The 25,754-nt window shown below is 44.0% G+C and carries 29 protein-coding genes and 1 pseudogene; 4 read left to right on the top strand and 26 right to left on the bottom strand.

Annotation, left to right across the window (positions count from 1 at the left end; all coding sequences use genetic code 11):
- The 13 genes from ftsZ to D1136_RS07985 are packed head-to-tail and all read right to left on the bottom strand — an operon-like array spanning nt 1 to nt 15,282.
- Entirely contained in the window at nt 1-1,290 is a 1,290-nt protein-coding gene (ftsZ, locus tag D1136_RS08045) for a cell division protein FtsZ (protein WP_161877123.1), read from the bottom strand.
- Nucleotides 1,291-1,319: 29 nt separating this feature from the next.
- Nucleotides 1,320-2,489 carry a cell division FtsA domain-containing protein gene (locus D1136_RS08040; protein ID WP_161877122.1) on the bottom strand — a complete coding sequence of 390 codons (1,170 nt, stop codon included), beginning with the start codon at nt 2,487-2,489 and terminating at the stop codon, nt 1,320-1,322.
- 13 nt (nt 2,490-2,502) lie between these two features.
- The gene (locus D1136_RS08035) at nt 2,503-3,228 is read right to left on the bottom strand and encodes a cell division protein FtsQ/DivIB (protein WP_161877121.1); all 726 of its coding nucleotides are present in this window, start codon (nt 3,226-3,228) and stop codon (nt 2,503-2,505) included.
- A 9-nt stretch (nt 3,229-3,237) separates the two neighbouring features.
- Nucleotides 3,238-4,623: a UDP-N-acetylmuramate--L-alanine ligase gene (murC, locus tag D1136_RS08030; protein ID WP_161877120.1), complete on the bottom strand. Its 1,386-nt coding sequence runs from the start codon at nt 4,621-4,623 to the stop codon at nt 3,238-3,240.
- A 14-nt stretch (nt 4,624-4,637) separates the two neighbouring features.
- Nucleotides 4,638-5,741, bottom strand: coding sequence for an undecaprenyldiphospho-muramoylpentapeptide beta-N-acetylglucosaminyltransferase (gene murG, locus D1136_RS08025; protein ID WP_161877119.1), 1,104 nt, complete (start codon nt 5,739-5,741; stop codon nt 4,638-4,640).
- 33 nt (nt 5,742-5,774) lie between these two features.
- Nucleotides 5,775-7,253, bottom strand: coding sequence for an FtsW/RodA/SpoVE family cell cycle protein (locus D1136_RS08020; protein WP_161877118.1), 1,479 nt, complete (start codon nt 7,251-7,253; stop codon nt 5,775-5,777).
- Nucleotides 7,254-7,265: 12 nt separating this feature from the next.
- Nucleotides 7,266-8,603 carry a UDP-N-acetylmuramoyl-L-alanine--D-glutamate ligase gene (murD, locus tag D1136_RS08015; protein ID WP_161877117.1) on the bottom strand — a complete coding sequence of 446 codons (1,338 nt, stop codon included), beginning with the start codon at nt 8,601-8,603 and terminating at the stop codon, nt 7,266-7,268.
- 38 nt (nt 8,604-8,641) lie between these two features.
- Nucleotides 8,642-9,895 (bottom strand): phospho-N-acetylmuramoyl-pentapeptide-transferase, encoded by a 1,254-nt coding sequence (mraY, locus tag D1136_RS08010; RefSeq protein WP_161877116.1) that lies wholly within the window; start codon nt 9,893-9,895, stop codon nt 8,642-8,644.
- Nucleotides 9,896-9,905: 10 nt separating this feature from the next.
- Nucleotides 9,906-11,372 carry a UDP-N-acetylmuramoyl-L-alanyl-D-glutamate--2,6-diaminopimelate ligase gene (locus tag D1136_RS08005; RefSeq protein WP_161877115.1) on the bottom strand — a complete coding sequence of 489 codons (1,467 nt, stop codon included), beginning with the start codon at nt 11,370-11,372 and terminating at the stop codon, nt 9,906-9,908.
- Between the two features lie 36 nt (nt 11,373-11,408).
- On the bottom strand, nt 11,409-13,517 hold the full coding sequence (locus tag D1136_RS08000; RefSeq protein WP_161877114.1) for a penicillin-binding protein: 2,109 nt from the start codon (nt 13,515-13,517) through the stop codon (nt 11,409-11,411).
- A gap of 1 nt (nt 13,518) precedes the next feature.
- Nucleotides 13,519-13,893: an FtsL-like putative cell division protein gene (locus D1136_RS07995; RefSeq protein ID WP_202623098.1), complete on the bottom strand. Its 375-nt coding sequence runs from the start codon at nt 13,891-13,893 to the stop codon at nt 13,519-13,521.
- A gap of 16 nt (nt 13,894-13,909) precedes the next feature.
- On the bottom strand, nt 13,910-14,815 hold the full coding sequence (rsmH, locus tag D1136_RS07990) for a 16S rRNA (cytosine(1402)-N(4))-methyltransferase RsmH (protein ID WP_161877184.1): 906 nt from the start codon (nt 14,813-14,815) through the stop codon (nt 13,910-13,912).
- 20 nt (nt 14,816-14,835) lie between these two features.
- The gene (locus tag D1136_RS07985) at nt 14,836-15,282 is read right to left on the bottom strand and encodes a division/cell wall cluster transcriptional repressor MraZ (protein ID WP_161877113.1); all 447 of its coding nucleotides are present in this window, start codon (nt 15,280-15,282) and stop codon (nt 14,836-14,838) included.
- 346 nt (nt 15,283-15,628) lie between these two features.
- Here D1136_RS07985 and D1136_RS07980 point away from each other — a divergent pair, with 346 nt between their 5' ends.
- From D1136_RS07980 to D1136_RS07965, 4 genes are all read left to right on the top strand, one after another.
- The gene (locus D1136_RS07980) at nt 15,629-16,204 is read left to right on the top strand and encodes a hypothetical protein (RefSeq protein WP_161877112.1); all 576 of its coding nucleotides are present in this window, start codon (nt 15,629-15,631) and stop codon (nt 16,202-16,204) included.
- 17 nt (nt 16,205-16,221) lie between these two features.
- The gene (smpB, locus tag D1136_RS07975; RefSeq protein WP_161877111.1) at nt 16,222-16,671 is read left to right on the top strand and encodes an SsrA-binding protein; all 450 of its coding nucleotides are present in this window, start codon (nt 16,222-16,224) and stop codon (nt 16,669-16,671) included.
- Nucleotides 16,672-16,837: 166 nt separating this feature from the next.
- Entirely contained in the window at nt 16,838-17,098 is a 261-nt protein-coding gene (locus D1136_RS10960; protein ID WP_161877110.1) for a type II toxin-antitoxin system RelE/ParE family toxin, read from the top strand.
- Nucleotides 17,076-17,381, top strand: coding sequence for a helix-turn-helix domain-containing protein (locus D1136_RS07965; RefSeq protein ID WP_161877109.1), 306 nt, complete (start codon nt 17,076-17,078; stop codon nt 17,379-17,381). Before D1136_RS10960 ends, D1136_RS07965 begins: the two co-directional genes overlap by 23 nt.
- A 175-nt stretch (nt 17,382-17,556) precedes the next feature.
- Here the strand turns inward: D1136_RS07965 and D1136_RS07960 are convergent, their stop codons facing one another.
- From D1136_RS07960 to D1136_RS10965, 13 genes and pseudogenes are all read right to left on the bottom strand, one after another.
- Nucleotides 17,557-17,784: a hypothetical protein gene (locus tag D1136_RS07960; RefSeq protein WP_161877108.1), complete on the bottom strand. Its 228-nt coding sequence runs from the start codon at nt 17,782-17,784 to the stop codon at nt 17,557-17,559.
- Nucleotides 17,757-18,437, bottom strand: a complete 681-nt coding sequence (locus tag D1136_RS07955) for a hypothetical protein (protein WP_161877107.1) — start codon at nt 18,435-18,437, stop codon at nt 17,757-17,759. Before D1136_RS07955 ends, D1136_RS07960 begins: the two co-directional genes overlap by 28 nt.
- A gap of 42 nt (nt 18,438-18,479) precedes the next feature.
- Nucleotides 18,480-19,064 (bottom strand): hypothetical protein, encoded by a 585-nt coding sequence (locus tag D1136_RS07950; protein WP_161877106.1) that lies wholly within the window; start codon nt 19,062-19,064, stop codon nt 18,480-18,482.
- A gap of 58 nt (nt 19,065-19,122) precedes the next feature.
- Entirely contained in the window at nt 19,123-19,713 is a 591-nt protein-coding gene (locus D1136_RS07945) for a DUF1566 domain-containing protein (protein WP_161877105.1), read from the bottom strand.
- Nucleotides 19,714-19,758: 45 nt separating this feature from the next.
- Nucleotides 19,759-20,628, bottom strand: coding sequence for a DUF5683 domain-containing protein (locus tag D1136_RS07940; protein WP_161877104.1), 870 nt, complete (start codon nt 20,626-20,628; stop codon nt 19,759-19,761).
- Between the two features lie 8 nt (nt 20,629-20,636).
- Nucleotides 20,637-21,305 carry a hypothetical protein gene (locus tag D1136_RS07935; RefSeq protein WP_161877103.1) on the bottom strand — a complete coding sequence of 223 codons (669 nt, stop codon included), beginning with the start codon at nt 21,303-21,305 and terminating at the stop codon, nt 20,637-20,639.
- A gap of 26 nt (nt 21,306-21,331) precedes the next feature.
- On the bottom strand, nt 21,332-21,847 hold the full coding sequence (locus tag D1136_RS07930; RefSeq protein ID WP_161877102.1) for a hypothetical protein: 516 nt from the start codon (nt 21,845-21,847) through the stop codon (nt 21,332-21,334).
- Nucleotides 21,848-21,972: 125 nt separating this feature from the next.
- On the bottom strand, nt 21,973-23,505 hold the full coding sequence (locus tag D1136_RS07925) for a DUF1566 domain-containing protein (protein ID WP_161877101.1): 1,533 nt from the start codon (nt 23,503-23,505) through the stop codon (nt 21,973-21,975).
- Nucleotides 23,506-23,518: 13 nt separating this feature from the next.
- Nucleotides 23,519-23,908: a carboxypeptidase regulatory-like domain-containing protein gene (locus D1136_RS07920; RefSeq protein WP_161877100.1), complete on the bottom strand. Its 390-nt coding sequence runs from the start codon at nt 23,906-23,908 to the stop codon at nt 23,519-23,521.
- A 2-nt stretch (nt 23,909-23,910) separates the two neighbouring features.
- Complete coding sequence (locus tag D1136_RS07915; RefSeq protein ID WP_161877099.1) at nt 23,911-24,261, bottom strand: carboxypeptidase-like regulatory domain-containing protein; 351 nt, start codon at nt 24,259-24,261, stop codon at nt 23,911-23,913.
- Nucleotides 24,262-24,279: 18 nt separating this feature from the next.
- Complete coding sequence (locus D1136_RS07910) at nt 24,280-24,825, bottom strand: hypothetical protein (RefSeq protein WP_161877098.1); 546 nt, start codon at nt 24,823-24,825, stop codon at nt 24,280-24,282.
- A 226-nt stretch (nt 24,826-25,051) separates the two neighbouring features.
- Nucleotides 25,052-25,267 (bottom strand): annotated as a pseudogene (locus D1136_RS07905) (formylglycine-generating enzyme family protein); the annotation flags it as partial.
- A 65-nt stretch (nt 25,268-25,332) separates the two neighbouring features.
- Nucleotides 25,333-25,754, bottom strand: a 422-nt coding sequence (locus D1136_RS10965; protein ID WP_202623097.1) for a leucine-rich repeat domain-containing protein, incomplete at its 5' end; no start/stop codon positions are given.

The raw sequence follows: 25,754 nt of genomic DNA, 5'->3' as shown, positions 1-25,754 counted from the left end.
TTATTCTTCGTCACTGAAAAGTGTTCCTATCTTCCGTTTCAGCCAACTGTTCGTATCGGGTACTTCATTGATTCCCCGGCGGCTTCGTTCATAGCGCTCTGTCTGCTGTTCATTTTCCCGTCTCTGTTTCCTGCGGCGCTCCTCATCCTGTTTCACCCGACGTTGGCGTGCTTCTTCTTCCAAAGCAGAAGGATCCACCATCTTCATTTCCAAATCCTCCGGCAGAGCTTCCACCTTAAAATAAGGTTTCCGTTTCCCCGGTTGGCTGTCCTCCTGCATTTCACCGGTAACAACCGGTTTATTCCGATTATTATTAAATCCGGTAGCAATCACGGCAACCCGCAACTTATCTCCTAATCCGTCATCCTTACCGGTACCCCAAATGACATTTACATTCTTCCCCACCTTCTCACGTAAAGTATCTGTAATCAGGCTAATCTCATCCATGGTCGCCTCTTTTTCTCCGTAGAGCATATTCAACAGGATATTGGAAGCACCACGGATATCATTACTGTTCAGCAATGGAGATATCAAAGCATTATTCAAAGCTTCCATTGCCCTTTCCTCTCCCTCCGCTTCTGCCGCTCCCATCAACGCCACCCCACTATCCCGCATAACGCTTTCCACATCGGCAAAGTCCACATTCACATATCCTTTCACGGTAATGATTTCGGCAATACTCTTCGCTGCAATAGTCAACACATTATCCGCCATGGCAAAAGCATCTGACAATTTCAGGTCCCCGTATATCTCACGTAAACGTTCGTTGGCAATAATCAGCAAGGCATCAACATACTCTTCCAACTCATCAATACCAGTCATAGCCTGTTCAATCCTTCGTTTTCCCTCAAAACTGAACGGTACGGTGACTATTCCGATGGTCAGTATTCCTAACTCCCTGGCTTGTCGCGCAATCTCGGGAGCTGCCCCGGTGCCGGTACCTCCCCCCATGCCGGCAGTAATAAAAACCATCCGTGTATTACGCTGAAGTATGGTTTTTATAAAATCCATACTTTCAATTGCCGACAAGCGTCCCCGCTCCGGCTGACTTCCGGCACCCCTGCCTTCAGTCAGTTCCTTGCCCAATTGGATGCGGTTCCTCACCCGGCTCTGGCGCAAGGCTTGTATATCCGTATTACAAACAACAAACTCAACCCCATGTATACCCTGGCGGAACATATGATTTACCGCATTGCTCCCGCCTCCGCCGACACCAATTACTTTTATGATTGATTCATCCTGCGGCTGATGCGGCAACTTCAACGAAATCAAATCATCCTCTATATCCATAATAAAAAGTATAAAACCATTCTAATTCATCAGATACCGAAAAAACCTTTCAGCCCTTTCACTACCTTTTCGCCCAGTCCGTTCCGCGTTTCCCCGGTTTCCCCGCTATCACAGCCCAACAATCCTAAGGCTACAAAATATTCCGGTGTATACAAAACCTCCTCCCGGGAAGTCTGCACACCTCTGGCGACAGCCCGAACAACAGGATGGCCGGAAAACCGGTGCAATAAACTGTCCAAATCCTGTAAACGACATCCCCCGCCAGTGATTAAAATCTCATCTTCCGGACGGTCAAAACCCCAGCTCTGTAAAAGATAAACCGCCCCTTCCAACAATTCCTCAGCCCGGCTTTGGACCACCATGGATAAATCCCGGCTTTCCAAAGTAAATTTAGTATCCGGAATCTGCACTTTCTTATTTTTACACTGGGACCTTAACGCCTGACCATATTCGTGCTTCAATTTCCGGGCTTGTCCTGCACTTGTACCAAAGGCAGTCATAATATCCAAATCCACCGTATGCATTCCCAAAGGCAAATGTGCTTCATATTCCAGCATTCCTTCACGGAACAATACAACATTTATACCTCCGGCTCCTAAATCCAAAAGTGCAAAATCATTCGTCAAAGCAGACAAATCCAGAGCTTTCATGTAAGCCCGGACAACAGGACAAAAACAAACATTACCCACTCCGCAATCTTCGAACAAACAACGCATCCTGGACAAATAGCCATATTCAGCCAGATACACTTGATAGGTCACTTCTAAACTACGGCCCGATTTTCCCAAAGGCTCAGCCATCAACTCTCCCCGGTCAACAGAATAGGCCACGGGAATCACATCTACCAACTCATCTTGTCCGCCCCCCATTCCTTCCCGGCAACGCTGCTCCGCCCTATGGATATCTCCGGCCTCGACAATTCTCTTTTGCAGAGGCACAGTCACCCGACGTTCGGACACCCGCAGCACCTCTCCTCCCAAAGCAACATTCAGCACTTCAATTTCCCGGTCTTTCACCAATTCGTTCATCAAACTTCTTATGCAAGCCTTTACCTTGTCCTCATCTTTAATGACTCCCCGTTCCATTCCCTGGGAAGCTAAAACTTTTATTCCAACCAACCGGCAGGCAGCACGTTCCGAGGAGGCCAAAGCCATCACCATTTTTTCGGAACCCATATCTAAAGATGCAGTGAAACCCATAATCTGCCAAATATTATCTTTTTACACAAACAATCTGATCCTTAAACTTCAGATTAATTTCCTTATATACATTCCATCCTCTCAAAGCAATTCCTTTTTGAAGGAACAAGCGTAAATTCTCCATCTTTTGGTCTATATCCTCTAAAGAACCGACTACAATCCGAAAATTCCCCACCTTCGGAATCAGGCTGATTTCTTCTTGTTCTTTCACGACAATCTGTTCAATCAAAGCATCCCAGAAATCATCGTTTTTCAACTTCATGACAAAAGGATATAATCCGTCGCAAGCGAATTTCTTAGAAACGTTTCCCGTAGCAACAACAACTCTCGCAGAATATTTTCCGGACAACGGCATCATTTCCCCATCTTCATCCACATAATAACCTTCACCTGACATAACTCTCAGTACAGGCGTTCGTTGTGTGATCTCTACATGAAAATTACCGTCTAAACTGTAGTAAACCTGAGCCGACTTAATAACCGGATTTTTAATCAGCACCCGTTCCATACTGTCTTTATCCACTTCAACAATATGCACATCCCTGATATCTCCGTAACCGTGCTTAATGACCTTTAACACTTCTTCTTCGTCAATAAACACATTTCCTCCGGTATTGTCAACGACAACCTGCAAATCTTTACACTTAATCCCCTCCAGCTTTCCCGATGCAAAGGTAAGCACAATTATCAGGTATACAAACAAACAGACAGATAATATATAAGGTCCTGCTTTTTTCATCATCAAAAGTTACTGAGCAGACGTGTTTCCAAGTTTTTCACTTATCGTTTTCACCAGGCGGTCTATATCCCCGGCACCCATAGTCACTAAAACTCCCCGTTTAAAATCCTTTTCAACATAAGCGAGCAAATCCTCTTTCGTCATAATACATCCGGGAACTGTCAACCTCTCCCGGATAATCTCCGCAGTTATTCCCGGTATAGGCAACTCACGGGCCGGATAAATCTCCAGTAAAATGACTTCATCGGCAATACTCAGGCTTCGGGCAAAATCCGGATAAAAATCCCGGGTACGGGAATACAAATGGGGTTGGAATACTACTGTTAACGGCAATTCCGGCCACATCTCCCGAACAGAAGATAAAGTCGCTTCAATCTCTTTGGGATGATGAGCATAATCATCTATGTAAACAGTCTCTCCCGCATTTACCTGAATATTAAACCGGCGGGCCACCCCTTTAAATTCCGGCAAAGATACCCGGATTTCTTCCGGAGTCACTCCAGCTTCAAGGGCCAAGGTGATAGCTGCCGTCGCATTCTCCACATTCAGACGACCAGGTATACCCAACACCAATCCATCTATCTCCATACCTCTTCCGTGATAATCAAATACATAACGATTATTTTCTATCCTCAGACCATCAGCATAACAATCGCCGGATCCATTTATTCCGTAATACCCTGTAACTTTAGCGCCCTCTACATGCAATCCCTGTTTCACAAAAAGCTTTCCTTCTGCAGGAATTTTCCGGGCAAACTCCCCAAATGCTTCCAACAGATTAGCCTTATTGCTGTAAATATCCAAATGATCTTCATCCATAGAAGTAATCACAGCCATTTCAGGAGTCAATTGCAAAAACGAACGGTCAAATTCATCTGCCTCAATAACGATATACGGGGAATTACGATCCAGCAACAGATTGGTTCCAAAATTTTCGGAAATACCGCCTAAAAAGGCATTGCATCCTATTTTTGATTTTTTCAGCAAAAAAGCCGTCAGGGTGGAAACCGTTGTTTTTCCATGAGTTCCGGCCACACAAAGAGCTTTTCCCCGCCGGGATATCATACCCAAAACCTCCGAACGCTTATGCAAACGAAAACCAGCCTGCAAAAAAAAGTTTTTCTGACAACTATCGGCAGGGATGGCCGGAGTATAAACAATCAGTGTGGTCCGGGGGTCGCGAAACTCCAAAGCAATCTCATCGGCCGCATCCCGGTAATTAATAGACATACCCTCCTCCGACTGCATTCGGTCGGTCAAAGGAGAAGGAGTCCGGTCATAACCAGCCACCTGGTACCCGCAAGCCCGGAAATAACGGGCCAAAGCACTCATTCCGATACCTCCGATTCCCAGGAAATAAATATTCTTTATTGCTTCATTCAATATTTCTGCCATACGACATCATTTAATTACTCTGCTCCGATTACTTCTAAAATCTCCCTGGCTATTTTTTCATCGGAATCCCGGATAGCCAGGGTTGCAATATTTTTTTGCAATAAACTGCATTTTTCCTCATCCTTTAATAAGTCTGCCAGCACTTGTCCAAATTTTTCTTCCGCTTCAGCATCTTTTATCATCCATGCAGCTTCTTTCCTCACCAAAGCCATAGCATTTTTCGTCTGGTGATCTTCAGCTACATTCGGAGAAGGAATCAGGATTGCCGTCTTGCCTAACAGACAAAGCTCTGAAATAGTTCCCGCTCCGGCCCGGGCAATCACTACATCCGCACATGCATAAGCTAAATCCATCCGTTTCAGAAAAGCCGTCAGGTGCACATTAGAAGGCAATTTCCCGGCCAAACGATTCTTTAACCCCTCATAATAATAGCTACCACATTGCCAAAGTACCTGCACATCCTCCCAATGAGCTATTTTCTCCAATTCTCTGACCATAGCCTTATTTAAAGTTCCGGCCCCCAGGCTGCCACCTGTCACCAAAACGGTCTTACGACGGGAATCCAACCCATAAAATTCTATACCCTCCTCTCTCTTTTCACCACATTCCAATAAATCCTTTCGCACCGGATTTCCGGTAAAAACAAGGTTTCTGTCACCGAAAAAACGTTCCATCCCCTCATAAGCGACGCAGATCTTCCGGGCTTTCTTTGCCAATAACTTATTCGTGACACCGGCATAAGAATTCTGTTCCTGTAATATCAAGGGAATGCCTGCCCTCACCGCCATGCGGCCTATAGGTCCGCTGGCATACCCACCAACCCCGACCACAGCATCCGGCTGAAAATCCCGGATAATTTTCCGGGCTTTTCGCAAACTTTTCCAAAGATTGTAAAGTACCTTTATATTCTGAAGAGTCAACCGTCTTTGCAAGCCCCGGACCGGTAGACCAATAATCCGATAACCGGCCTCCGGCACCTTTTCCATCTCCATCTTTCCTTCTGCTCCCACAAAAAGTATCTCTATTCCGGGTTCCAAACGCCGTAAGGCATTTGCAATGGACAAAGCCGGAAAAATATGCCCGCCGGTCCCTCCGCCACTGACAATAACACGTTTCATAATTTCAATATTTCATACGACAAAACAATAAAATCAATCCTCCGGAATACTCTTTCTTCTTAATTCTTTCAATACTTTCCTTCCCTCACTTTCAAGTTCTTCCTGAATATCCGGAATACCAATATCATCAATAATATCAATATCTTCCCCAATAGGCTCTCCCATCGCCATCCGCCTTCTTCTCCGACGGTTACCGGCAACAGGTTCTCTTTCACGCTCCGGGAATTCACCATTGACTAATTCGTCCACCTCTTCCTCCAAATGGGTCGGAGCGTAACTTTCCTCTTTCCGCCGCCCTGCCGATTGCTCCTTTTCTTTCTCCATCCTGCCTTCCGGAGAGAAAGCATGAGCTATACTTAAAATAATACCAAAAGATGCACTGGTAAACAACAGGGAGGTTCCTCCCATACTCACCAACGGAAGCGTCTGTCCCGTCACTGGAAGAGCTCCTACACAAACCCCCATGTTTATCATCGCTTGTAAAACAATTGTCAACCCTAACCCGGCACACAATAAAGCCGGAAAAATATCAGGCATTCCTCTTGCATTCAATAGTCCTTCTTTCATGCTTTTCCGGCCAATCACCCCCACCCTGAACAAAATGACAATATACAACAGCATAATAAATCCTCCTCCTCCCAATCCGTATTCCTCTATTACAATAGCATAAATAAAATCAGAATAAGGAAACGGGAGAAAATTACGCTGAGTACTGTTTCCCGGTCCGCTCCCCACAATTCCTCCCCTCGCCACCGCAATTTTAGCCTGATCCGACTGATATGAATAATCATCTCCTTCCTCTCCGCCCTTGGTAAAATTAGTGATACGTCCCACCATAGTTCCAACCCGGCCCCATTCCTTTACCTGAGGTACATAAAATCCCAGCAACAAAATTAAAACTATGGCAGAAAATGCAGTACCAAAAGTCATTATCAGCAACTTCCACCGCATTCGGGCAATGATAAAAAGAATGAAACAAACCGTACCGATTAAAGCAGAAGTAGAAAAATTATCCAGAAAAATAACCAGGATAACCGGACCGACAAAAAGGAGGAACTTTTGCAAAGCCATATCATCACAACAACGTTCTGTCTGAAAATCAGCCAGTATCTTCGACGTATACATGACAATAGCTATCTTCGTCAATTCCGAAGGCTGAAAAGTCAGACCGACAAATGGCAAAGGAATCCACCGGCCGGCTCCGTTTACATTTTTACCGCCGAAGGCTGCAATAGCCAGAAAAATCATCGAAATGGCAAGCAACCAACCGGCATACTTATAGAAATATTTATAATGAATGGATTGCACACTGAACATCACCACAAAACATCCTACAATCAAAACCAATTGTTTCAGCAAATAATGCAGCGTATTTCCACCCTGTTCATGATATGCCAACCGTCCTGTTGAAGAGTAAACAACCATCACAGAAACAATCATCAACATGATAATAATATACCAGAGGATTTTATCTCCTTTAAATGCTATTAATTTTTTCCAGTCAGCAACCATGCAAAGTACATATTATGATTCGGAAATATCTAAAACAGCAGCCTTGAAAAGCTCACCCCTGTTTTCGTAATTTTTAAACAAATCGAAACTGGCGCAACAAGGCGACAACAAAACCACATCTCCGGTTATGGCATATCTCCGGGCAGCCACCATGGCATCAGCCAGACTATGAGTATCCACTACCTCACAGACAGAACCGAAATTTTCGATTAATTTTCGGTTATCTATCCCCATACATACCAGTACTTTGACTTTTTGACGGACCAAATCAAACAACACACTATAATCGTTTCCCTTATCCGTTCCCCCGGCAATCCATACCACCGGAGCCGTCATACTATCCAGCGCATACCACGCCGAATCCACATTCGTCGCCTTGGAATCATTGATATAAGTCACACCATTCCTGACGGCAACCGTCTCAAGCCGGTGTTCCACCTGCGGAAAAGTCCGCAATCCCTCGGCAATGGCTTCATTCGGTAATCCCAACCGCATACAGGCAAGGATCGCAGCCATCGCATTATATATATTATGCCGGCCTTTTATGCTCACTTCCTGCTTATTTATCCGGAACTCTTTTTTCCCCAGCCGGACAACAATCACATCACCCTCCATTCCTGCCCCCATACCGGAATGCTCATCCCAAGTAAATCCCACAGATTCAGGCACCACCTGCACCATCTGCATTGTTTTGCATACCGCTTCACTATCCATTCCATAAATGAACAAATCTTCCGGCCGCATGTTGTTCAATATCCTGAATTTAGAATTAATATAATTTTCAAACCGGTGGTCATAGCGGTCCAGATGATCGGGAGTGATATTGGTAATCACAGCAACATCCGCCCGAAAATCAAACATCCCATCCAACTGAAAACTCGACAGTTCAATCACATACAGTTCATGCTCCCCGCCGGCAACCTGAGCCGCCAGGCTCTTTCCCACATTTCCGGCCAAACCGGCATCCACTCCTGCCCGGGTTAAAATATGATGTGTCAATAAAGTAGTAGTCGTCTTTCCATTACTGCCGGTAATACAAACATGACGGGCTGCAGAATGCCTTCCGGCAAATTCTATTTCAGAAATCACCTCAATTCCCTGCTGTCTCAACTCCCTAATCATGGGCAAAGTATCCGGAATTCCAGGACTCTTAATAATCAAATCCGCTTTAAAAATCCGCTCCGGAGTATGCTGTCCTTCTTCAAACTCCACGCCTTGTTCAAGCAAAGAAGCCCGGTACGACTCCAGTAGCTTTCCTTTGTCAGACAAAAAAACCTCATACCCCAGTTTCTTTCCCAGTATAGCAGCCCCAACACCGCTTTCTCCTCCTCCTAATATTACTAAATTCATATCTTTTATTTTAAGCAGAAACTAAACCAACCGGCATCCTACCTTATTTTCAAGGTCACAATAGTCACCACTGCCAGAATAATACCGATAATCCAAAAACGGGTCACAATCTTAGGTTCCGGTATTCCCTTCTTCTGAAAATGATGATGCAAAGGAGACATCAGAAAAATTCTCCGGCCTTCACCGTATTTTCGTTTTGTATATTTAAAATAGCTCACCTGCATGACTACCGATAAATTCTCCATCAGGAAAACACCGCAAAGTGCAGGTATCAACAATTCTTTATGAATGATAATGGCAAATACGGCTATAATACCTCCCAACGCCAGACTACCGGTATCTCCCATAAATACCTGGGCCGGATAAGAATTATACCACAGGAAACCAATCGTAGCCCCGATAAAAGCCGAAATAAATACCACTAACTCACCGGAATGAGGTATATACATGATATTCAGATAATCGGCATACACCATGTTTCCGGAAACATACGCCAAAATACCAAGTGTAGCTCCGATAATCGCAGAAGTTCCCGTCGCCAGACCATCCAGGCCATCCGTCAGATTCGCACCGTTGGAAACCGCCGTGATGATAAAAATAGTCACAACCACAAACAACAACCAGCCCCAGAAATCGGCATACTTCCCTGCAAAAGAAGTAAACCAGGCATAATCGAATTCATTATCCTTGAAAAAAGGAATAGTCGTTTTAGTGGATTTCACATCCTTGGTCAAAACTTTCTGAGCATCCGCCTGCACAAATCCCTCATCCACCACACTGGTGACAACCCCACCCTGTTCCGTGGGCATCACCCTTTCCCGGATGACCGCATCATCGCTCATGTATAAAGTCAGGCCAACAATCAATCCGAGCCCGACCTGTCCTATCACCTTAAAGCGTCCTTTCAGTCCTTCTTTGTGTTTCCTGAACACCTTGATATAATCATCGGCAAAACCGATGCACCCCAACCACACGGTGGAAATAATCATCAACTGGGTATAAACATTATCCAGCCGTGCAAACAACAACACCGGAATCAAGATAGCCAGCAAGATAATTATCCCTCCCATAGTCGGAGTTCCTTTCTTTTCCATTTGCCCTGCCAAACCCAAATCCCGGATTTCTTCCCCGATTTGCTGACGGCGCAGCAAGCGAATGACTTTTTTACCTATTACCGTAGCTATAATCAATGACAGGATGATAGCACAGGCCGAACGAAAAGTAATGTACTGGAACATTCCCGCTCCCGGGAAATTCAACTCTTCCAGATATTGAAATAAATGATACAACATACAACTCCGATTAACGATTATTCAATGATGCAAAAACTTTTCCAACCTCTTCTTTATCATCAAAGTGATATTTTACTCCCTTGATTTCCTGATAATTTTCATGCCCTTTTCCGGCAATCAATATAATATCCCCCTTTGAAGCCATAGTAATCGCCTCCGCAATGGCTTGTCTGCGGTCGGGAATCACCAAGACCTTATCCCGGCAATCCGCCTTCACTCCTGCCTGCATATCCCGGATAATATCTTCCGGCTCTTCGCTACGGGGATTATCCGATGTTAAAACGACCTGGTCACTGTAACGGCAGGCAGCATCCGCCATCTCCGGCCGTTTGGTCTTATCCCGGTCTCCACCGGCACCTACTACCGTAATGACCTTATTCCCCCGGGTTTTCAGACCGCTGATTGTTTCCAACACATTCTCAATAGCATCCGGAGTGTGAGCATAATCCACGACCGCCATCACCCCCTGAGGCGAAATCATCGTTTCAAAACGGCCGGCCACCGGAACCAACAGGCTTACCCACTCCAATACTTTGTCCTTTGCAAATCCCAACAGACATGCCGAAGCATAAACTGCCAACAAATTATAAGCATTGAAATCACCTGTAAATTTAGTCCATACCTCCTCTCCATCCAATTTCAACAAAGTCCCGTCCAACCGTTTCTCTACCACCCTGGCCCGAAAATCAGCCATTGTCTTACAAGAATAAGTATATTTACGGGCAATTGTATTCTGCAACATCACCAAACCATTTTTATCGTCTGCATTGGTCAATGCAAAAGCATGCTCCGGCAAACCGTCAAAAAAAGCCTTTTTGGCTTCAATATAAGCTTTAAAAGTCTTATGATAATCCAAATGGTCGTGAGTGATATTGGAAAAGATAGCCCCGTCAAAGTCCAAACCGGCAATTCTCTTCTGATGAATCGCATGGGAACTGACTTCCATAAAACAATATTCACATCCACACTCCACCATGCGGGCCATATATTCATTTATAGCCAAAGCATCCGGCGTTGTATGGGTTGCCGGAATCTTTTCCTCTCCGATATAATTACACACCGTAGAAAGCAAACCGGCCTTACAACCGGCCAGCCGGGCCAATTCATACAACAAAGTAGCCGTTGTCGTCTTTCCATTCGTACCGGTCACTCCCACCAACTTTAACCGACAGGAAGGCCTGTCATAATAATTAGAAGCCATTATCCCCAACGCCTCTGAAGAATCCCCAACCACCACATAAGTAACATCCTCCCCTACTTCCCCGGAAAGGGTTTCGCACACGACCACTTTAGCCCCGGCAGCCACCGCTCTGGGTATATACTCATGCCCGTCTACACTCACCCCACGCTGGGCAATAAACAAATCCCCCGGTTGAACCTTCCGGGAATCAAAATGCAGCGCATTCACTTCCACCTCCAGAGAACCGACCACCCGCTGGAGACTGACACCAACCAATAATTCCTTTAATGTTTTCATAATCTCAAGTAACTCCTGACAGAATTATATTATGTTTTATCTCAATTCTATTTGAATAAAAGAACCCTTAGACACTTCATCTCCGGCCCTCAAAGACTGTCTCTGTACCATACCGTTACCCACGACCCCGACTTTCAGCCCTGAATTCTCCAATACATACAAAGCATCCCTTAAACCCATACCCTTCACATTCGGCACCGAAGTATAATTTATACGCCGGGGTTTCAACACGACATTCTCCGCTTCGGCACTGGCGGTAATCACCCAGTCTGCCTCCCGGACCTCCTGACGTCCGTTTACCTGCATATTCAGTTCATCAAAAATAGTCAGGAAATCTTTTTTCAACCCGTTCTTACATACCGGCAAAGATTTATCCATCTCATATTTCTGCTCTCCATACTGAACATAAGCCATAGAATACACTTTATCGGCAATCTCCCGGAACACCGGAGCAGACACCGTAGTGGCATAATATCCATTGGAAGGGTTATCAATCACCACAATACAAGAGTAAAGCGGTTTATCAGCCGGGAAATAACCCACAAAACTGGCCCGGTAACGTCCGCCACCATATCCGGCAGACCCAAGAGCCAGGCGGGCTGTACCCGTCTTACCGGCAATCCTGTATTTCGTCGTATAAATATTGCGGGCCGTACCGTTCTGTACCACTCCCTCCAACATGTCCCGAACCTCATTCAGGGTTTTCCGGCTGCAAATACGGTCCCCCACTTCTTCCGTACCATAAGTCTGAATAACCTCCCCACGATTCCGGATTTCTTTGACCAAACGCGGGCGCATACGTTGTCCGTCATTTGCTATGGCATTATAAAAAGTCAGAATCTGCAAAGGAGTCAGCTTCAACTCATAACCAATACTCATCCAGGGCAAACTGATTCCACTCCACCCTTTTTCCTTCGGGTACTTAATATAAGGAGCCGCCTCGCCCGGCAAACAAATGCCTGTTTTCTTATCCAATCCCATAGCATACCAGCGATTGACAAACTTTTCAGGCCGCTCCTTGTAATGGTCAAATACCAGACAAGCAATCCCATTGGAAGATTTTTCCATAATCTGTTTTACCGTCACTTTTCCCAATCCCCCTTCGTGCGACTCGGTCAAATACCGGTCATAAAATTTATAGCGCCCGGTAGACCCCAGATTAATCGTATCAAAAGGTGAAGCACAACCATCCTCCAGCAAAGCTATCATCGTCGCCGCCTTCATCACTGACCCGGGTTCTCCGGCATTGCTGATAGCAAAATTCTGATTTTCTACATACACACCCTCTTTATTACGGGCCAAATTGGCTATTGCCTTGATATCCCCGGTCCCGACCTCCATCAAAATAGCCGAACCATTCGTCGCATTGCTCTTTTCCAGCTGATTTCTCAAAGCATGCTGTACAATATCCTGGTAATCGACATCAATCGTCGTCACCACATCATGCCCGTCCACCGGTTCCCGTTGGGTTAACACCATCCAGGTACCCGAAAGCATTCGCCGCATACCTTCTCCATATTCTCCCTTCAACTGATTTTCAAAAGCCGCCTCCAGCCCAACCCTTCCTTCTGCCGTTCCATCCTGCGATTCATTCAGATATCCGATAGTACGCCCGGCCAGGTTGACATGAGGCTGCAACCGCTTGTTAATGACAATAGATTGAAAACCACCTTTGTTTTTCCCCAACCGGAAAATGGGAAATTTACGGATTTGCTTCAATTCCGTATAGTTTACCTTACGGTGGTTAATCAGGAGATAACGATTGGGATGCTTTCCACTCCGGGCCCGCACCAATTTATTCCGGTAAGATTCTTTACTGGCATCTTTAAAAAAAGCGGACAAACAATAAGCCAAACTATCCACTTTTTCCTGAAAGACCTTCTTGTCAACGGCTACCGGATCAAACCTCAACTCATAAAAAGGAACCGAAGTGGCCAGAATACGTCCGTCTGTAGCCCAGATATCTCCCCGGTTCGGAGCAATCCTCACCGGCCGTACAGGAACATTGGCAGAAGCTTTCTTTCTCCATTTCTCCCCCTCTACCGTCATGACCACCACCGCTTTTACCAGAATCAGACAACCGAACAATAGGATTACCCCATATACAATGATAGTCCGCCATGTTATGTCATCTTTAATCGCCATCTTAATCCTTATATAATTTTACCGGTGGTTCTTTACTTTCTTCCAAAGTCAGTCCTTCCTTTTTTATTCGTTTTATCACCTCCGACTGTTTTCGCATAAACATCAGATCCGCCGCAGCCGTAATAGATTCAAAGCGGTAATCCGTTACCTCTTTCTCCAGGCTCACCCTCTCCCGGTGCAGTCTCTCCGTAGAATACCCATTCGAAATATACCATATTCCCAGACAAGTAACAAACAACACATACCGGATATTATTCCGCAACTTCTCCGCTATCAAGCTTCCTTCCAACACACTTTTCACGGAAGGCGCCGCTTTGGGCGGCATCCCGCGCCCCGCCTCCCGAGCTGTTGATTCTGTTGTCCCGTCCTGTTCCATATACAAAACGATATTTCTATTTTTTCCGGGCAATCCGAAGTTTGGCACTCCTTGCCCGCGGATTCCGTTCTATCTCTTCCGGCGAAGGCACAATCACCTTACGATTAACCGATTCAAAATTATGCTCCACCTGTCCGTAAAGCAAATCCTGCTTTACACACCCCTCCATATTTCCCGTTTTCAGATAATTTTTCACAATCCTGTCTTCCAGGGAATGATAGGTAATAACAACCAAACGCCCACCCGGCTTCAATACCTCCATAGCCTGCTCCATCATTTCCTTCAACACCTCCAATTCCCCGTTCACCTCTATACGCAACGCTTGGTATACTTTCGCCAGGTATTTCTTTTCCTTCATCTTCGGAATACAAGGCTCTATCGCCCGGTAAAAATCCCCCGAAGTCACCAACGGAGCCACCTGACGTGCCCTCTCCACACACTCAGCCAAACGACGGGCATTCTCAACCTCCCCATAATTCCTGAACAAAACAGACAAGCTCCCCAAATCATAAGTATTCAGCACATCTGCCGCAGTCAACCTGTTCCTCCTGTTCATCCGCATATCCAACTCCGACTCAAAACGAAACGAGAATCCCCGTCCTGCTTCATCAAACTCATGCGAAGAAACCCCCAAATCCGCCAGAATCCCATCCACTTCCTCATATCCGTAATACCGGACAAAGTTTCGCAAATAACGAAAATTATGATTCACAAAAATAAAGCGCCCATCCTCCGGCACATTTGCTAACGCATCCTCATCCTGATCAAAACCCAACAACACCCCATCCGCATCCATCCGCCTCAAAATTTCCCTGGAATGTCCCCCTCCGCCAAAAGTCAGATCCAGATATACCCCTCCCGGCTTAATCTCCAACCCGTCAACCGACTCATTTAACAATACCGGTACATGATATTCCGACATCATCCTGAACTATTACAAAATTATTCCTTAAATATTTCTTCCGCCAACGCCCCAAGTTCCTCCGGCGCCATCACCACTCCTGCATAAGCATCCACACTCCATATCTGAATCATATCATCCTGTCCGGCCATCACCAGGTCTTTATCAACACCAATTTCTTCCAACAACCGCCGGGGCAACAGAATCCGCCCGTTCGCATCCAATTCAACCTCCTGCGTTCCCCGGCAAAACTCCCTGAAAAAAGCTACATGGCGGGCATTGAACAGATTCAGCTTGGCCTTAATATCCGCCAACATTTTCTCCCATTCCACCAAAGGATATAAATCCAGACATTTCTCGAAGATATTTTTACGCAACACAAAAAGCGATTGTCCGGAAACAGCCATTCCTCTCCGAAAAAGAGCAGGTACAACTACCCGGCATTTCGCATCCGCCTTGCATGTATAATCTCCTATAAATGAGGCCATATCAATTTTTACAATTCCCCTTACAAATGATGAGGTAAAATTAAAAAATTATTTCCCACTTTAAACCACTTTGTTCCACTTTTTTATAAAAAAACTACAAATTTAACTTAAAGACGCCTCCCTAAGGCTTCCGTCATGTATAGGGGGGGGGGCAAAACGAAAAGTAAAAATAATTCATCATTATCCTGTAAAATAAGTTAATGTCTGCGAATATACACATTTTCTCATGATGAAACAGGTGTTTTTCCTTGCTAAAAGAAGGATATTCATTCCCATAATCCGGGTAAAGTCAGAAAATAACAGAAACACACCGAAATCAGAAAAAAAAGCATAATTTTGTACACCCATGAAAATAAATTACAAACACATATATCTCCGGACAAGACAGATGCTTACCCACCCCGCTCTTGTCTGGCCCGAAGCACTGAAAGAAAATTTCACTTTCAGAGAGGTATTTCATTCCTATTTGTTTCCTGTCACAATCGGTCTGTCCGCCATCGTATTTCTACTTGGTCTGATACACTACAGCCCTTTACAAGCCTTAGGCACAGGAATAATCAACCTGATTTCCGGCACCAGCGGAGCATGGTTCACCTACCTCATCACCCGCGAATACCTTTGCAAAAAACTGAATTACCGGACTTACGAGGCCATGAACCTGACAGTGTACAGCTACACCGTCTACATCCTCTTCCATAGTATCGGCAGTGCCATTGGAAATACTTTTATCGGACAGATATTTATTTTATTCAGTTTCATATTCCTCAAAACGCTATATACAGGAATCGGACAATTACACGAACTCCCGGCGAATCATAAAAACAACATACTTGTTATCACCGGATTGTCTACAGTATTCATTCCGACCATACTGACCCAGATACTCATGATCGTATTCCGGATTTCTGCGATTAATATCTAAATCTTATCTCACCAACCATGTCAAACGAAATAAACATCCGAAATAAAAGGGCCTCTTTCGACTATGAGTTTATAGAGGAATACACGGCCGGAATAGTCCTTACCGGGACAGAAATAAAATCCATCCGGGCAGGCAAAGCCAGCCTGGTCGACTCCTATTGCTATTTCCACCGGGGAGAACTGTGGATAAAGGGAATGAATATTTCCGAATACAAACTCGGCACCTACTACAACCACGAGGAAAAAAGAGAGCGGAAACTGCTGCTGACGCACAAAGAATTGGTAAAATTAGAGCGCAAAGTAAAGGAATCCGGACTCACGATTATCGCCTACAAAGTATTTCTGAACGAAAAAGGATTCGCCAAAATGCGCATTGCCTTGGCCAAAGGAAAAAAAGAATATGACAAACGGGAATCCCTCAAACTGAAAGATGCCAAAAAAGACATGGACCGGGCTATGAAACGGTAAACATTTTATCCTCCCTGTTGCTACTGTTGTGTTGCTACCGAAAAAGTAGACACGGGAAGGTGGAAAAAGTGTAACTCTGCCATTGGGAAATGGGAAAAAGTTATCGGATAAAGAAATATCCTCCTCAATAGTTGTATCATAATACAACTATTAGTATATTTACATCATGAAAAAAATTATAGCATATAGGAATTATTTCAATGAGTTTCTTAAGAAACTATCTGAACAAGAAGTTTTTAAAATATTGAACTCATTAGATATGTTGACACAAGAGGAGAAAGTACCGAGGCATTACACAAAGTACATACGGGATGGATTGTACGAATTTAGAATTACATATAAAAATAATGAATTTCGCATATTTTTTATGATAACCAAAGCACTGAAATTAAAGGAGGAATATTATGCAACTAAAGGAAATCAGTAAGGATATTTACGATGTGAGCGCCATGCTCGATGAAGTATTGGGCAAAGAAGGCACTCCCGAAAGAGAACGTAACCGAGAAAAGGCATGGGAAGAATACAATGCCGCTATTCTGCTTGAAGCACGCAAGAATGCAAAGCTGACACAGGCGGAACTTGCAAAACGTATCGGTGTAGACAAGGGGTATATTTCAAGGGTTGAGCGCGGTTTGGTTGTCCCCAGCGTGGCTACTTTGTATAAGATTGCATCAGCAATGGGGCTGGTTGTAGAATTGAGACCGGCGTAAATTCCTTGTCAAGGACAAACTTGCGGATGTTATCATTCCCGATGTTGAGTTAAGTTTATTGACTGTTTGATGACATGACACCTACATACCAGATTACACCTAACTATTTTATAAAAGAAAAACCGGCTGAAATTTCAACCGGTTTATTTTCTTTTATTGGGATTTTAATCACACCTCACTTCAACTCCGCCACACGCATCACTTCCGCCTTAATCTGCTTATATTGAGGCATAGCCTCGCCAATGCCCGCGTTGATATACGTCGGATCGCACACAAGGTATTTACGTCCGTCCAACATCAGATAATCGCCCGGCACATCGTCACCCGAGGCGACAGCAGTGGCCAAATGATTCGGGTAATGCAGCAAAACCACGTCTAATCCCAATAATTCACGTACCAGCACCGCATAAAGGATGGCCCGGTCCTCGCAATCGCTGTACGGATAAAAAAGTGTCTCATCGGGAAAGAGGGGCGTTCATAACCGAACTGCTCGCCGTCCGTCCGGTAGTCGAAAGCCGTCTGCACGAAATTCAGCAACATACCGGCAGCCACACGCTTTTCCTTACCACCGACGGCAGCCTGCAACACCGGATACATCGCGGCTTTCGCCTCCGTGCTCAGTGATGCCCGCACATAGACATTCCAGGATGTCTGCGGATAGTCTGTATAAAAATCCATCAGATTTTTGTTGACCGACACGGTCGCCATCAGTTCCGGATAGGCTTTCGAACAAAGCTGGCGCCGGGCTGCCGGAGCAGAGGACAGGAACGGCATCACCGGCATTTCCATCGAAAACTGCTGTTCTTTCGGAAAGGCGTGTTCCATCACATAATACGGCCCTTTTTCATCAGACGGAAGAATATAATATCTCATCCCGTCCCGTTCGATATAAGAATACCCGTACACCATATCCCGGGTGGGCAATAACAGGCAAAGCCGGGTTCCGCTCCGGGCGATACGCACCTTATACCCCGATTGCGTCAGGATAAACATTTGCAGCAACCGCGCCTCGTTCTGCCGCGATTCGGGGAAAAACGCCCCGGTCATTTTCTCCAAAAAGCGAACATATCCCCAGTCACACAACAGCAGACTGTCCCGCTAACGCATACAGGCAGCCAACAAAGGCAGATAATCCTCCTCCGAAAGGCGCAGCCACGCATCCGCCACACTGTTTTCGTCCACACCTTTCAACTCGAAACGCTGGGCATTCGTCAACGGCAACGCATAAGAACCGCCGTAAAAGCCAACCAAGAACGCCGGCCGCACCGGTTTCAATTCCGGCACATCGGGTACCGGGACATCCAACGGCACAAACGGCTGGGGACGGGGATTCACCGGTTGCAATCGGGGCCGTGAAGGTCCATACGGGTCCACCAACTCAAAAGGCAGCGTATCCTGCGACGGTTCCCGCTCCGGGTCCTTCACCACCGGCTTGGGCGGTTCCGGCCGTTCCGGCAGGGGAACAGCCGGTTTGGCATCACGCTTTTTCCACGCCTCCCGTATGTATCTGGCAAATTCGGCATTCACACTGTCGCGGTAAGCACTGAAATCCCGCTGCGTCTTTTCACGGTAGGCCTCAAACTCCCGCTTCGCCTGCCGTTTATAGTCTTCAAAGGTCTGGGCAGAAATACTTCTTGATACACAAATAATACAAAGAAGTACTCCTATCTTCCATTTTTCCATTATCGTTCTATTGATTAAATATTCCCTTATTTTACAGAAGACTTCAAATTACATATAATTATTTATCTCTTACAAGTATAAAGTCACCTAACAATTCCGCATTACTATTGACATATAAAGGATTTTTATTTGGGAAAAACTTACACTCTGCTTTCGTTGGCAATCTCCAATCATTATGTCCCATATAATTGGCTTTTTGCAACTTCATTAAAAATTCCAGAGCTTCATTGCGAGTCATCTTACTTTTGAATTCATCTGAATATTCTAAATATCCAGCAACTGTTTTCATCTGAGACTTTTTCAATGGTCTTACGATCATTTGCGTCCGATCCACATTTAAGTAGTCATAATACGTTCCTGTTTGTCTCTTTTCTCCTGCTCCGAGCAATATTGTTTGTGCATCACCAAAAGTGCAGTCTTTACTACCGGGGTAGTATATTGCTACTCTGTATAATACCATTACAGGAAATTCGTTGTAATTGGAAAATAATATCTTGGCTCTATAACCGTTGTCAGACTCTCCACATTGTTTATCAACCCCTCCAATATCTTCGCGTGAAGATATGCCATTTATCGTAAAGTCCTGTGCAAACACACTTTGTGACATAACCAACAAACTTGTCATCATGAAAACAATTAATTTTTTCATAGCAAAATCTATTTCATAAATAATATAAAAATTCAAAATCTATCATTAGAATGTGATACGAGTTGCAAATCCTATACTACTCTTTGGCAATATAACAGGTGCAACAGCATATCTTCTGTTTTTAGAATTCACCACCACTCTTCTGGCTCCGGGAGCAGCAATGGCATCAACCAAATTATAAATATAGAGAGCTGCACAAGCACCGATACAAATGTTGCGTCCCGTAGCAAAATGGTCTCGCTTGGTTGCATAATCCCGTTTCAGATTAACACTATGCGTTTGAACAATCTTACGAACATAATCCGAATGCTGATTTTCCGTAAAAATAATTCCTGCAATCAGAGCTGCACATCCCCCTAATATCAAGCCTCCTTTCAAATTCGCTCCTTTATGGAATTGCCCCCAGCCCGGCACAATTGCCGAACGCCACAAAGCATCAAAACCATAACACGCCGAAACATTCACATAATCTTCCGGCAATTGCGAATTAGCAAGGTTAGCAATACTATACAGCACAAAACAGCCGTATTCCCCTTGGCGATTTCTTTGCCAATACTCATCTACCACACGACTTATAAGAGTGATTTTTTTACCATTTTCTTCACACTCCATTGAAAAATCTTTTGTTTTGGAATAACTTTCTCTTGTCAAATGTGAACTACCTCTGAACTTAGAACTCACAACAATCCCACGCTCATGTTCCAATTTTGTGATGAGATTAATAAAGCAATGTTGCCGGGCTTCATCCAAAGATTTTCCATCACCATACGCCCGTTCAAACAAATAGGCATCATTCTGCTCAGGGACTTCTTTGACCAGCCACTTTGGCTTATACCTGTCTGATTTGTCCTGGGCTTTCAAATGGAAACCCAAGACAAATACAAACAATATTATAAAATGAACAAAAGCTCCCATATCATGAATTAACGATTATTCCTCTTTTCTTGGCGATAACGTTCTACTTCCTCTTGATAAGATTGACGAAAACGTTGTTCGTCAAATTCAACTTCCAAAACAGCATCTTCTGCAAGTACTGCTTTTTTTGCAGCCTCTTCTATCGTTCCCACCTGACTGACACAAACCACACTCTCATATTTGTCACCTACGATATAACGCTTAGAACACACAATTGTCGTATTTGCCAGACATTCTTCAGTTATCTGATCTACAGTTTGCTTGGCACTACGGCTGGCTGTAGCAACACTATTCTTAGAAACTGTCCCACGATAAATCTTCATGACGTTTGTAATCAACGCCTGAATATCAGAAGCCAATTGTCCCCGCGCTAAAACCGCAGCCTGTTGGCGGGCAAAGTCCCGGTCTTCATCTATCGCCGACGCATACGCTTTCAAACGTCCGTCGGAATAATCCCAGGAAGCCCTCTCACATTCGTCAGCCTCTTCTTCTATCTTCTTAACCGGAGTACTTTTTTGCTGCGGCTCCTGTTGAATACCTGCATTATCTTGACGGACCCACTCCCGTTGCTGATATTCTCTCGATTGCCGTTCGGGCATTCGTGAATATTGCTTCGATGTCCTGCAAGAACCACAAAAAATAATAATACCAATACAAATAAATAACAATCTTTTCATGTTCATTAAATTTAAAAATTAAATAACTATTTACTACTCTTCTGTTTTCGAAATTCTTCCAGTTTTTTGCGATACGTTTCTCTAAAGCGTTTTTCATCAAACAAAATTGCGTCTATTTGGTCTATAATACTTTTCCCTTTAACTTTAACAGGTATATCTTTGAGCATATCTCGCATTTTATCACGTGTATTTTCATCGATAAAATAATAACTCTGACAATCATAATATCCATATCCTTTGTCGCGAAGCAAAACAAATTCGGGCATTGGGAAATTCCCAAAAATCATATCTTTGGCAGATTTAAATGTACTGTCATCAAGCCAACGTATCATTCTGGATTCCATATACAACCCCAAAATTGATTCGACACATTTTGTTATAGCATCTTCTTCTGCTTTAAAAATTGCAGTTGGCCCGTCTTGTCCATAAGAAAAACCGATGATTCCACCGGAAAATCGGTGTCTGTAATAAAGGCTATCAAAACGTGCAAAAGCAACAGACAAGGAACGACCATCTCTTACATACCATCCTTCCTTTTTCATTGCTTTAATATAAGCTTTATTTGGTGGTCCAATGGACTTTTTATTTTATGCTGATACATTCATACAAGTCACAAACATCCAAACCGTTATTCCCCAAATGACTATTTCCTTCATAACTATTCTATTTATTTGAGAGAACGCACACAACGTGCTGATTTATTCACACTTTTATAACCGGAACTTAGAGTTCCATTATAAAAACTTACACAACAATAATCACCGTAGGCGGAATAAGGAGTAGAACTCCAATAAGACTCGTTGCTAAATCCCTTTATTTCATTTCGATTTGTATACAACTTCATCAATTCATCTTTGGTCGGAAGACGCCAATCCGTATAACCTCCCAAGGTAGAATTATCACACATGGCATTTACAGACGCCCAATCATTGTTTCCTATATCTTCATTTTGTACAGCTATTCCAGCGGCAGTCAATTCTATAAATTCCGTATTTTCCACTTTAATCGGTTCTCCATAAGAGGTACCCACTTTATTCGTGACATAGGCACGAAAATAACATGGAATTGGTATATTCGAGAGCCAAAGACTATACGTCCCCTCCACACCGCTGCTGTCCTTTACTACTTTATTGCCGTCATATATTGTTATATCCTGCCGCTTTCCGTAAACAAATCCTCGCTCCGTGTATACCGGATCTCCAACACTGAGAATCTTTCCATACAACGTTGCTGTTCCGTTGCTTATATCCGTAGCCTCAATCGTTTCGACTTCCGGCTTCGACTCTGCCGTGACAAAACAATCCTCATTAGTACTATACACAGTATCCCTGCCATTGCTTGCATAAGCACGTACATAATAGGTCTTGCCTTGAGGTAAATCGTAAAGGCGATAAGAATACTTCTTTTCACTGTTTACTGAACACGACAACTTTGCCAATGTCTTTTTCAGTGTTGGAGCAGGTTCCGTATGATATACAAATCCCCGCTCCGTATAAGCCGGAATTCCGGCATGGATAATTTCTCCATTCAATATAGCCGCAGTAGTCAACGGATAAGTTCTTAGCATATTTACCATGAGTTTCCTTTGTCCCGTTCCTGTCGCACAGACCCTCACCTCAGCGTTACCACTCGTGGAAGAACTGACGACAAGGTTTGTTTCATTCTTTCCATCGGAAAGCAAGTTACGGTCAATAACTACCGTAATCGCCTCTGTTCTGCCTTTCGCCAATACACCGCTATCAGGCATAACTTCCTTAATCCAATCGCAATCTTTCTTGATCTGCCATTTAAGAAGTTCATAACCGTCATTCGTTATGCTGAATGCACGTGTTGTCAATTCTTCTTCAAAATCCAATGCATCCGGGGAAATCATAATTATTGCAGGAGTAAGTTTTATCGTCAAGTCACACTTTTCATTGCTTCCGGTTTTCACCATAACATTCGCTTTCTGGGGTACGTAATTCTCTTTTTCCGCGCAAATCGTATAAATGCCTCCTTTTAACAATTCAAATGAATAACTTCCGTTCGTTCCAGTCTTGGTTGAAAAACCATCAGGTCCTAACGTTACAATTGCAGCATCCACCGGTTCACCGCTAACATCGGAAACCGTGCCGTAAATTCCGGTTATTGTTTTCTCCTCTTCATTTTTTGAGCAAGAAAAAAACAAGAAAACGACAAACAAATAAACGAGTTTATTCATAAGTATGTAGTTTTTAATTTTTTGTATATGGAATATCCAATTCCATCTGTGCACCCGCTGAGAGTTCAATCTTTTTCTCCAGATAGCCATTCCCCCATACCCAGTCATCGTTGTCATCGTCCCACTGTTGAGATTTGCCGACAACAATTCGAAGCGTATAGGTTCCTTCTTCCAAATCCGTAAAAGAAAACTCGCCTTTGCTATCGCTCAATATAGTTTCTGTATGTTTACATTTATCTGGAAACGAGCAATAAGCCAAATCATAGGACAATTCAACTGTTACCCCTGCTTTAGGAGTTATCGTTTCCGGATCATAAATCAATCCTGAAATACTGCCGAACTCTTCTTTTGTACAGCCGAAAAACAAAAAGAAAACAAAAAGGAAACCAAGGATTCGTTTCATCATCATTCATTATTACTAATCGGTATTAAAGAAATATCTACTTGTACATCTTCTCCGGCAATGGCATTCACGCCTCTGGAATTAGCCTGATAACCATGACATATAACACTGACGGTATATTGCCGGGAGTCTAAATTGTCAAAACGGAATGTGCCATTTTTATTTGTCGTTTTGACCTGAGATGACGGAGCAAGCGTCACGCTGGCATTTTCTACCGGCACTCCGGTATCGGAATCGGTCACTGTGCCGTACAGGGCACCATAAATCTCCGTATCCTCGGCCGAACAAGCCGCACTCCATGCAATCAACCATGCCAAGCACACTATTGTTCCAAATTTCCTATATCTTTTCATATTTGATTCGATTATACATTAAAATACAACACCCACTTGAAAAGTCGTTACACGAGTATGCCAATCCGTATTTTTTGCCGCCTCCAATAAACCGTACCGGTAACTGAAATCAAGATTGAACATACAAAACACAATACCTAAACCGGCACTTCCACCTATATCAAAATAATTCCATTTCCAATCGTCCGGAAGCAGTTTCTCCCTATCTCCATACTGATCCTTCTTTTTGCTTTTTCCGCTTAAAGTACACTCAAGAGCATTGTGCCGGTATTCGCCAGCCATATCCCCACTGGCATAAAGGCCCAAACGCATATCCACTTTCAATACATTACTTATTTTGAAAAGATGACCGAACTGTACCGGCGAAATAATTACACTGTGAGCCATTACATGTTCTTTATGTCCTTTTCTTTCCTTCTCAAAACCACGGGAAGCAAATCCGAATTCCATACCCCAATAAAAATTACCAGGTACTTTCCTTAATGGATCCATAAAACGAAACGTCGCATTATATCCTTGTTTGCCTTTCACTCCAAAAGTATCATCAAACTTCATCCAGCTCATTCCTGCTTGAAATGAGTACAAGGTATGAGGACTTTCATTTTTTAGAAAAGCTGAATTCCAAACTCTCTCCTGAGCTTGTGTCACCACATACAAAAGCAGAGCGACAAGCAAAATAAAATATCTCTTTACCATATCATTCAACATCATCAAGTATTATCATCATTCGGAAACCTTAGGAATCATCACCACACGAAAACCAGTACTGGCTGTGCGCATGGCAGGCACATCATACCCCGCATTGACACTCGACAATAATATGCAAGGACCCCCAAGCACCACCGCGGGAAATGCGTTCACGACCATCTGCAGGACCGATAGGATTCTGTGTATCGTAAGTACGGTAATCACCGAACCAATCCTCACACCATTCCCATACCTTACCGCTCATGTCATACAAACCAAGCACATTAGGACGCTTCGTCCCAACAGGATGCGTTCCTCCATCACTATTTTCCTGGTACCAGGCAACCGAATTAACCGAAGCACTGCCACTATATTTCGTGTTATTTACTCCGCTTTCCGGAAGTCAATGCGAATGGTTTTGCCATCGTAGTCCCAGGTTTTTCCGTACTGCGTATCAGAATAATAGAATTTCATCTCCCCCGGAATATGATCATTGTCGAACCATGCCGTTACCGGAAAAAGGCTCTCCCCGTCTCCCGGATTATTACAACAGACCAAGTACGTTAAGTCAGTATTCTTATTTATATCCAAAGAGGTGAGTTGATTATCCGAGCAATCCAACTCGGTTAACGCAGTATTTTTGCTTACATCCAAAGAGGTAAGTTGATTATAATAGCAATACAACATGGTCAACGCAGTATTTTTACTTACATCCAAAGAGGTAAGTTGATTATTCCCGCAATCCAACATGGTCAACGCAGTATTCTCGCTTACATCCAAAGAAGTGAGTTGATTATAATAGCAAT

Source organism: Odoribacter sp. Z80 (genome assembly GCF_009935865.1).
GTDB lineage: Bacteria > Bacteroidota > Bacteroidia > Bacteroidales > Marinifilaceae > Odoribacter.
This window is presented reverse-complemented; position numbering and strand designations above follow the sequence as displayed.

What these genes read in the sequence shown, in the direction of transcription:
- ftsZ (WP_161877123.1), bottom strand. Translation starts at nt 1,290, where the DNA reads ATGGATATAGAGGATGATTTGATTTCGTTGAAGTTGCCGCATCAGCCG.
- smpB (WP_161877111.1), top strand. Translation starts at nt 16,222, where the DNA reads ATGTCAAACGAAATAAACATCCGAAATAAAAGGGCCTCTTTCGACTAT.
- D1136_RS08000 (WP_161877114.1), bottom strand. Translation starts at nt 13,517, where the DNA reads ATGGCGATTAAAGATGACATAACATGGCGGACTATCATTGTATATGGG.
- D1136_RS07965 (WP_161877109.1), top strand. Translation starts at nt 17,076, where the DNA reads ATGCAACTAAAGGAAATCAGTAAGGATATTTACGATGTGAGCGCCATG.
- D1136_RS08020 (WP_161877118.1), bottom strand. Translation starts at nt 7,253, where the DNA reads ATGGTTGCTGACTGGAAAAAATTAATAGCATTTAAAGGAGATAAAATC.
- D1136_RS08040 (WP_161877122.1), bottom strand. Translation starts at nt 2,489, where the DNA reads ATGGGTTTCACTGCATCTTTAGATATGGGTTCCGAAAAAATGGTGATG.
- murG (WP_161877119.1), bottom strand. Translation starts at nt 5,741, where the DNA reads ATGAAACGTGTTATTGTCAGTGGCGGAGGGACCGGCGGGCATATTTTT.
- D1136_RS07945 (WP_161877105.1), bottom strand. Translation starts at nt 19,713, where the DNA reads ATGAAAAAATTAATTGTTTTCATGATGACAAGTTTGTTGGTTATGTCA.
- D1136_RS07925 (WP_161877101.1), bottom strand. Translation starts at nt 23,505, where the DNA reads ATGAATAAACTCGTTTATTTGTTTGTCGTTTTCTTGTTTTTTTCTTGC.
- D1136_RS10960 (WP_161877110.1), top strand. Translation starts at nt 16,838, where the DNA reads ATGAAAAAAATTATAGCATATAGGAATTATTTCAATGAGTTTCTTAAG.
- D1136_RS07930 (WP_161877102.1), bottom strand. Translation starts at nt 21,847, where the DNA reads ATGAAAAAGGAAGGATGGTATGTAAGAGATGGTCGTTCCTTGTCTGTT.
- D1136_RS07980 (WP_161877112.1), top strand. Translation starts at nt 15,629, where the DNA reads ATGAAAATAAATTACAAACACATATATCTCCGGACAAGACAGATGCTT.
- D1136_RS07985 (WP_161877113.1), bottom strand. Translation starts at nt 15,282, where the DNA reads ATGGCCTCATTTATAGGAGATTATACATGCAAGGCGGATGCGAAATGC.
- D1136_RS07950 (WP_161877106.1), bottom strand. Translation starts at nt 19,064, where the DNA reads ATGGAAAAATGGAAGATAGGAGTACTTCTTTGTATTATTTGTGTATCA.
- D1136_RS08005 (WP_161877115.1), bottom strand. Translation starts at nt 11,372, where the DNA reads ATGAAAACATTAAAGGAATTATTGGTTGGTGTCAGTCTCCAGCGGGTG.
- D1136_RS07935 (WP_161877103.1), bottom strand. Translation starts at nt 21,305, where the DNA reads ATGAAAAGATTGTTATTTATTTGTATTGGTATTATTATTTTTTGTGGT.
- mraY (WP_161877116.1), bottom strand. Translation starts at nt 9,895, where the DNA reads ATGTTGTATCATTTATTTCAATATCTGGAAGAGTTGAATTTCCCGGGA.
- rsmH (WP_161877184.1), bottom strand. Translation starts at nt 14,815, where the DNA reads ATGTCGGAATATCATGTACCGGTATTGTTAAATGAGTCGGTTGACGGG.
- D1136_RS07915 (WP_161877099.1), bottom strand. Translation starts at nt 24,261, where the DNA reads ATGAAAAGATATAGGAAATTTGGAACAATAGTGTGCTTGGCATGGTTG.
- murC (WP_161877120.1), bottom strand. Translation starts at nt 4,623, where the DNA reads ATGGCAGAAATATTGAATGAAGCAATAAAGAATATTTATTTCCTGGGA.
- D1136_RS07995 (WP_202623098.1), bottom strand. Translation starts at nt 13,893, where the DNA reads ATGGAACAGGACGGGACAACAGAATCAACAGCTCGGGAGGCGGGGCGC.
- D1136_RS07910 (WP_161877098.1), bottom strand. Translation starts at nt 24,825, where the DNA reads ATGAGCTGGATGAAGTTTGATGATACTTTTGGAGTGAAAGGCAAACAA.
- D1136_RS07920 (WP_161877100.1), bottom strand. Translation starts at nt 23,908, where the DNA reads ATGAAACGAATCCTTGGTTTCCTTTTTGTTTTCTTTTTGTTTTTCGGC.
- murD (WP_161877117.1), bottom strand. Translation starts at nt 8,603, where the DNA reads ATGAATTTAGTAATATTAGGAGGAGGAGAAAGCGGTGTTGGGGCTGCT.
- D1136_RS07940 (WP_161877104.1), bottom strand. Translation starts at nt 20,628, where the DNA reads ATGGGAGCTTTTGTTCATTTTATAATATTGTTTGTATTTGTCTTGGGT.
- D1136_RS08035 (WP_161877121.1), bottom strand. Translation starts at nt 3,228, where the DNA reads ATGAAAAAAGCAGGACCTTATATATTATCTGTCTGTTTGTTTGTATAC.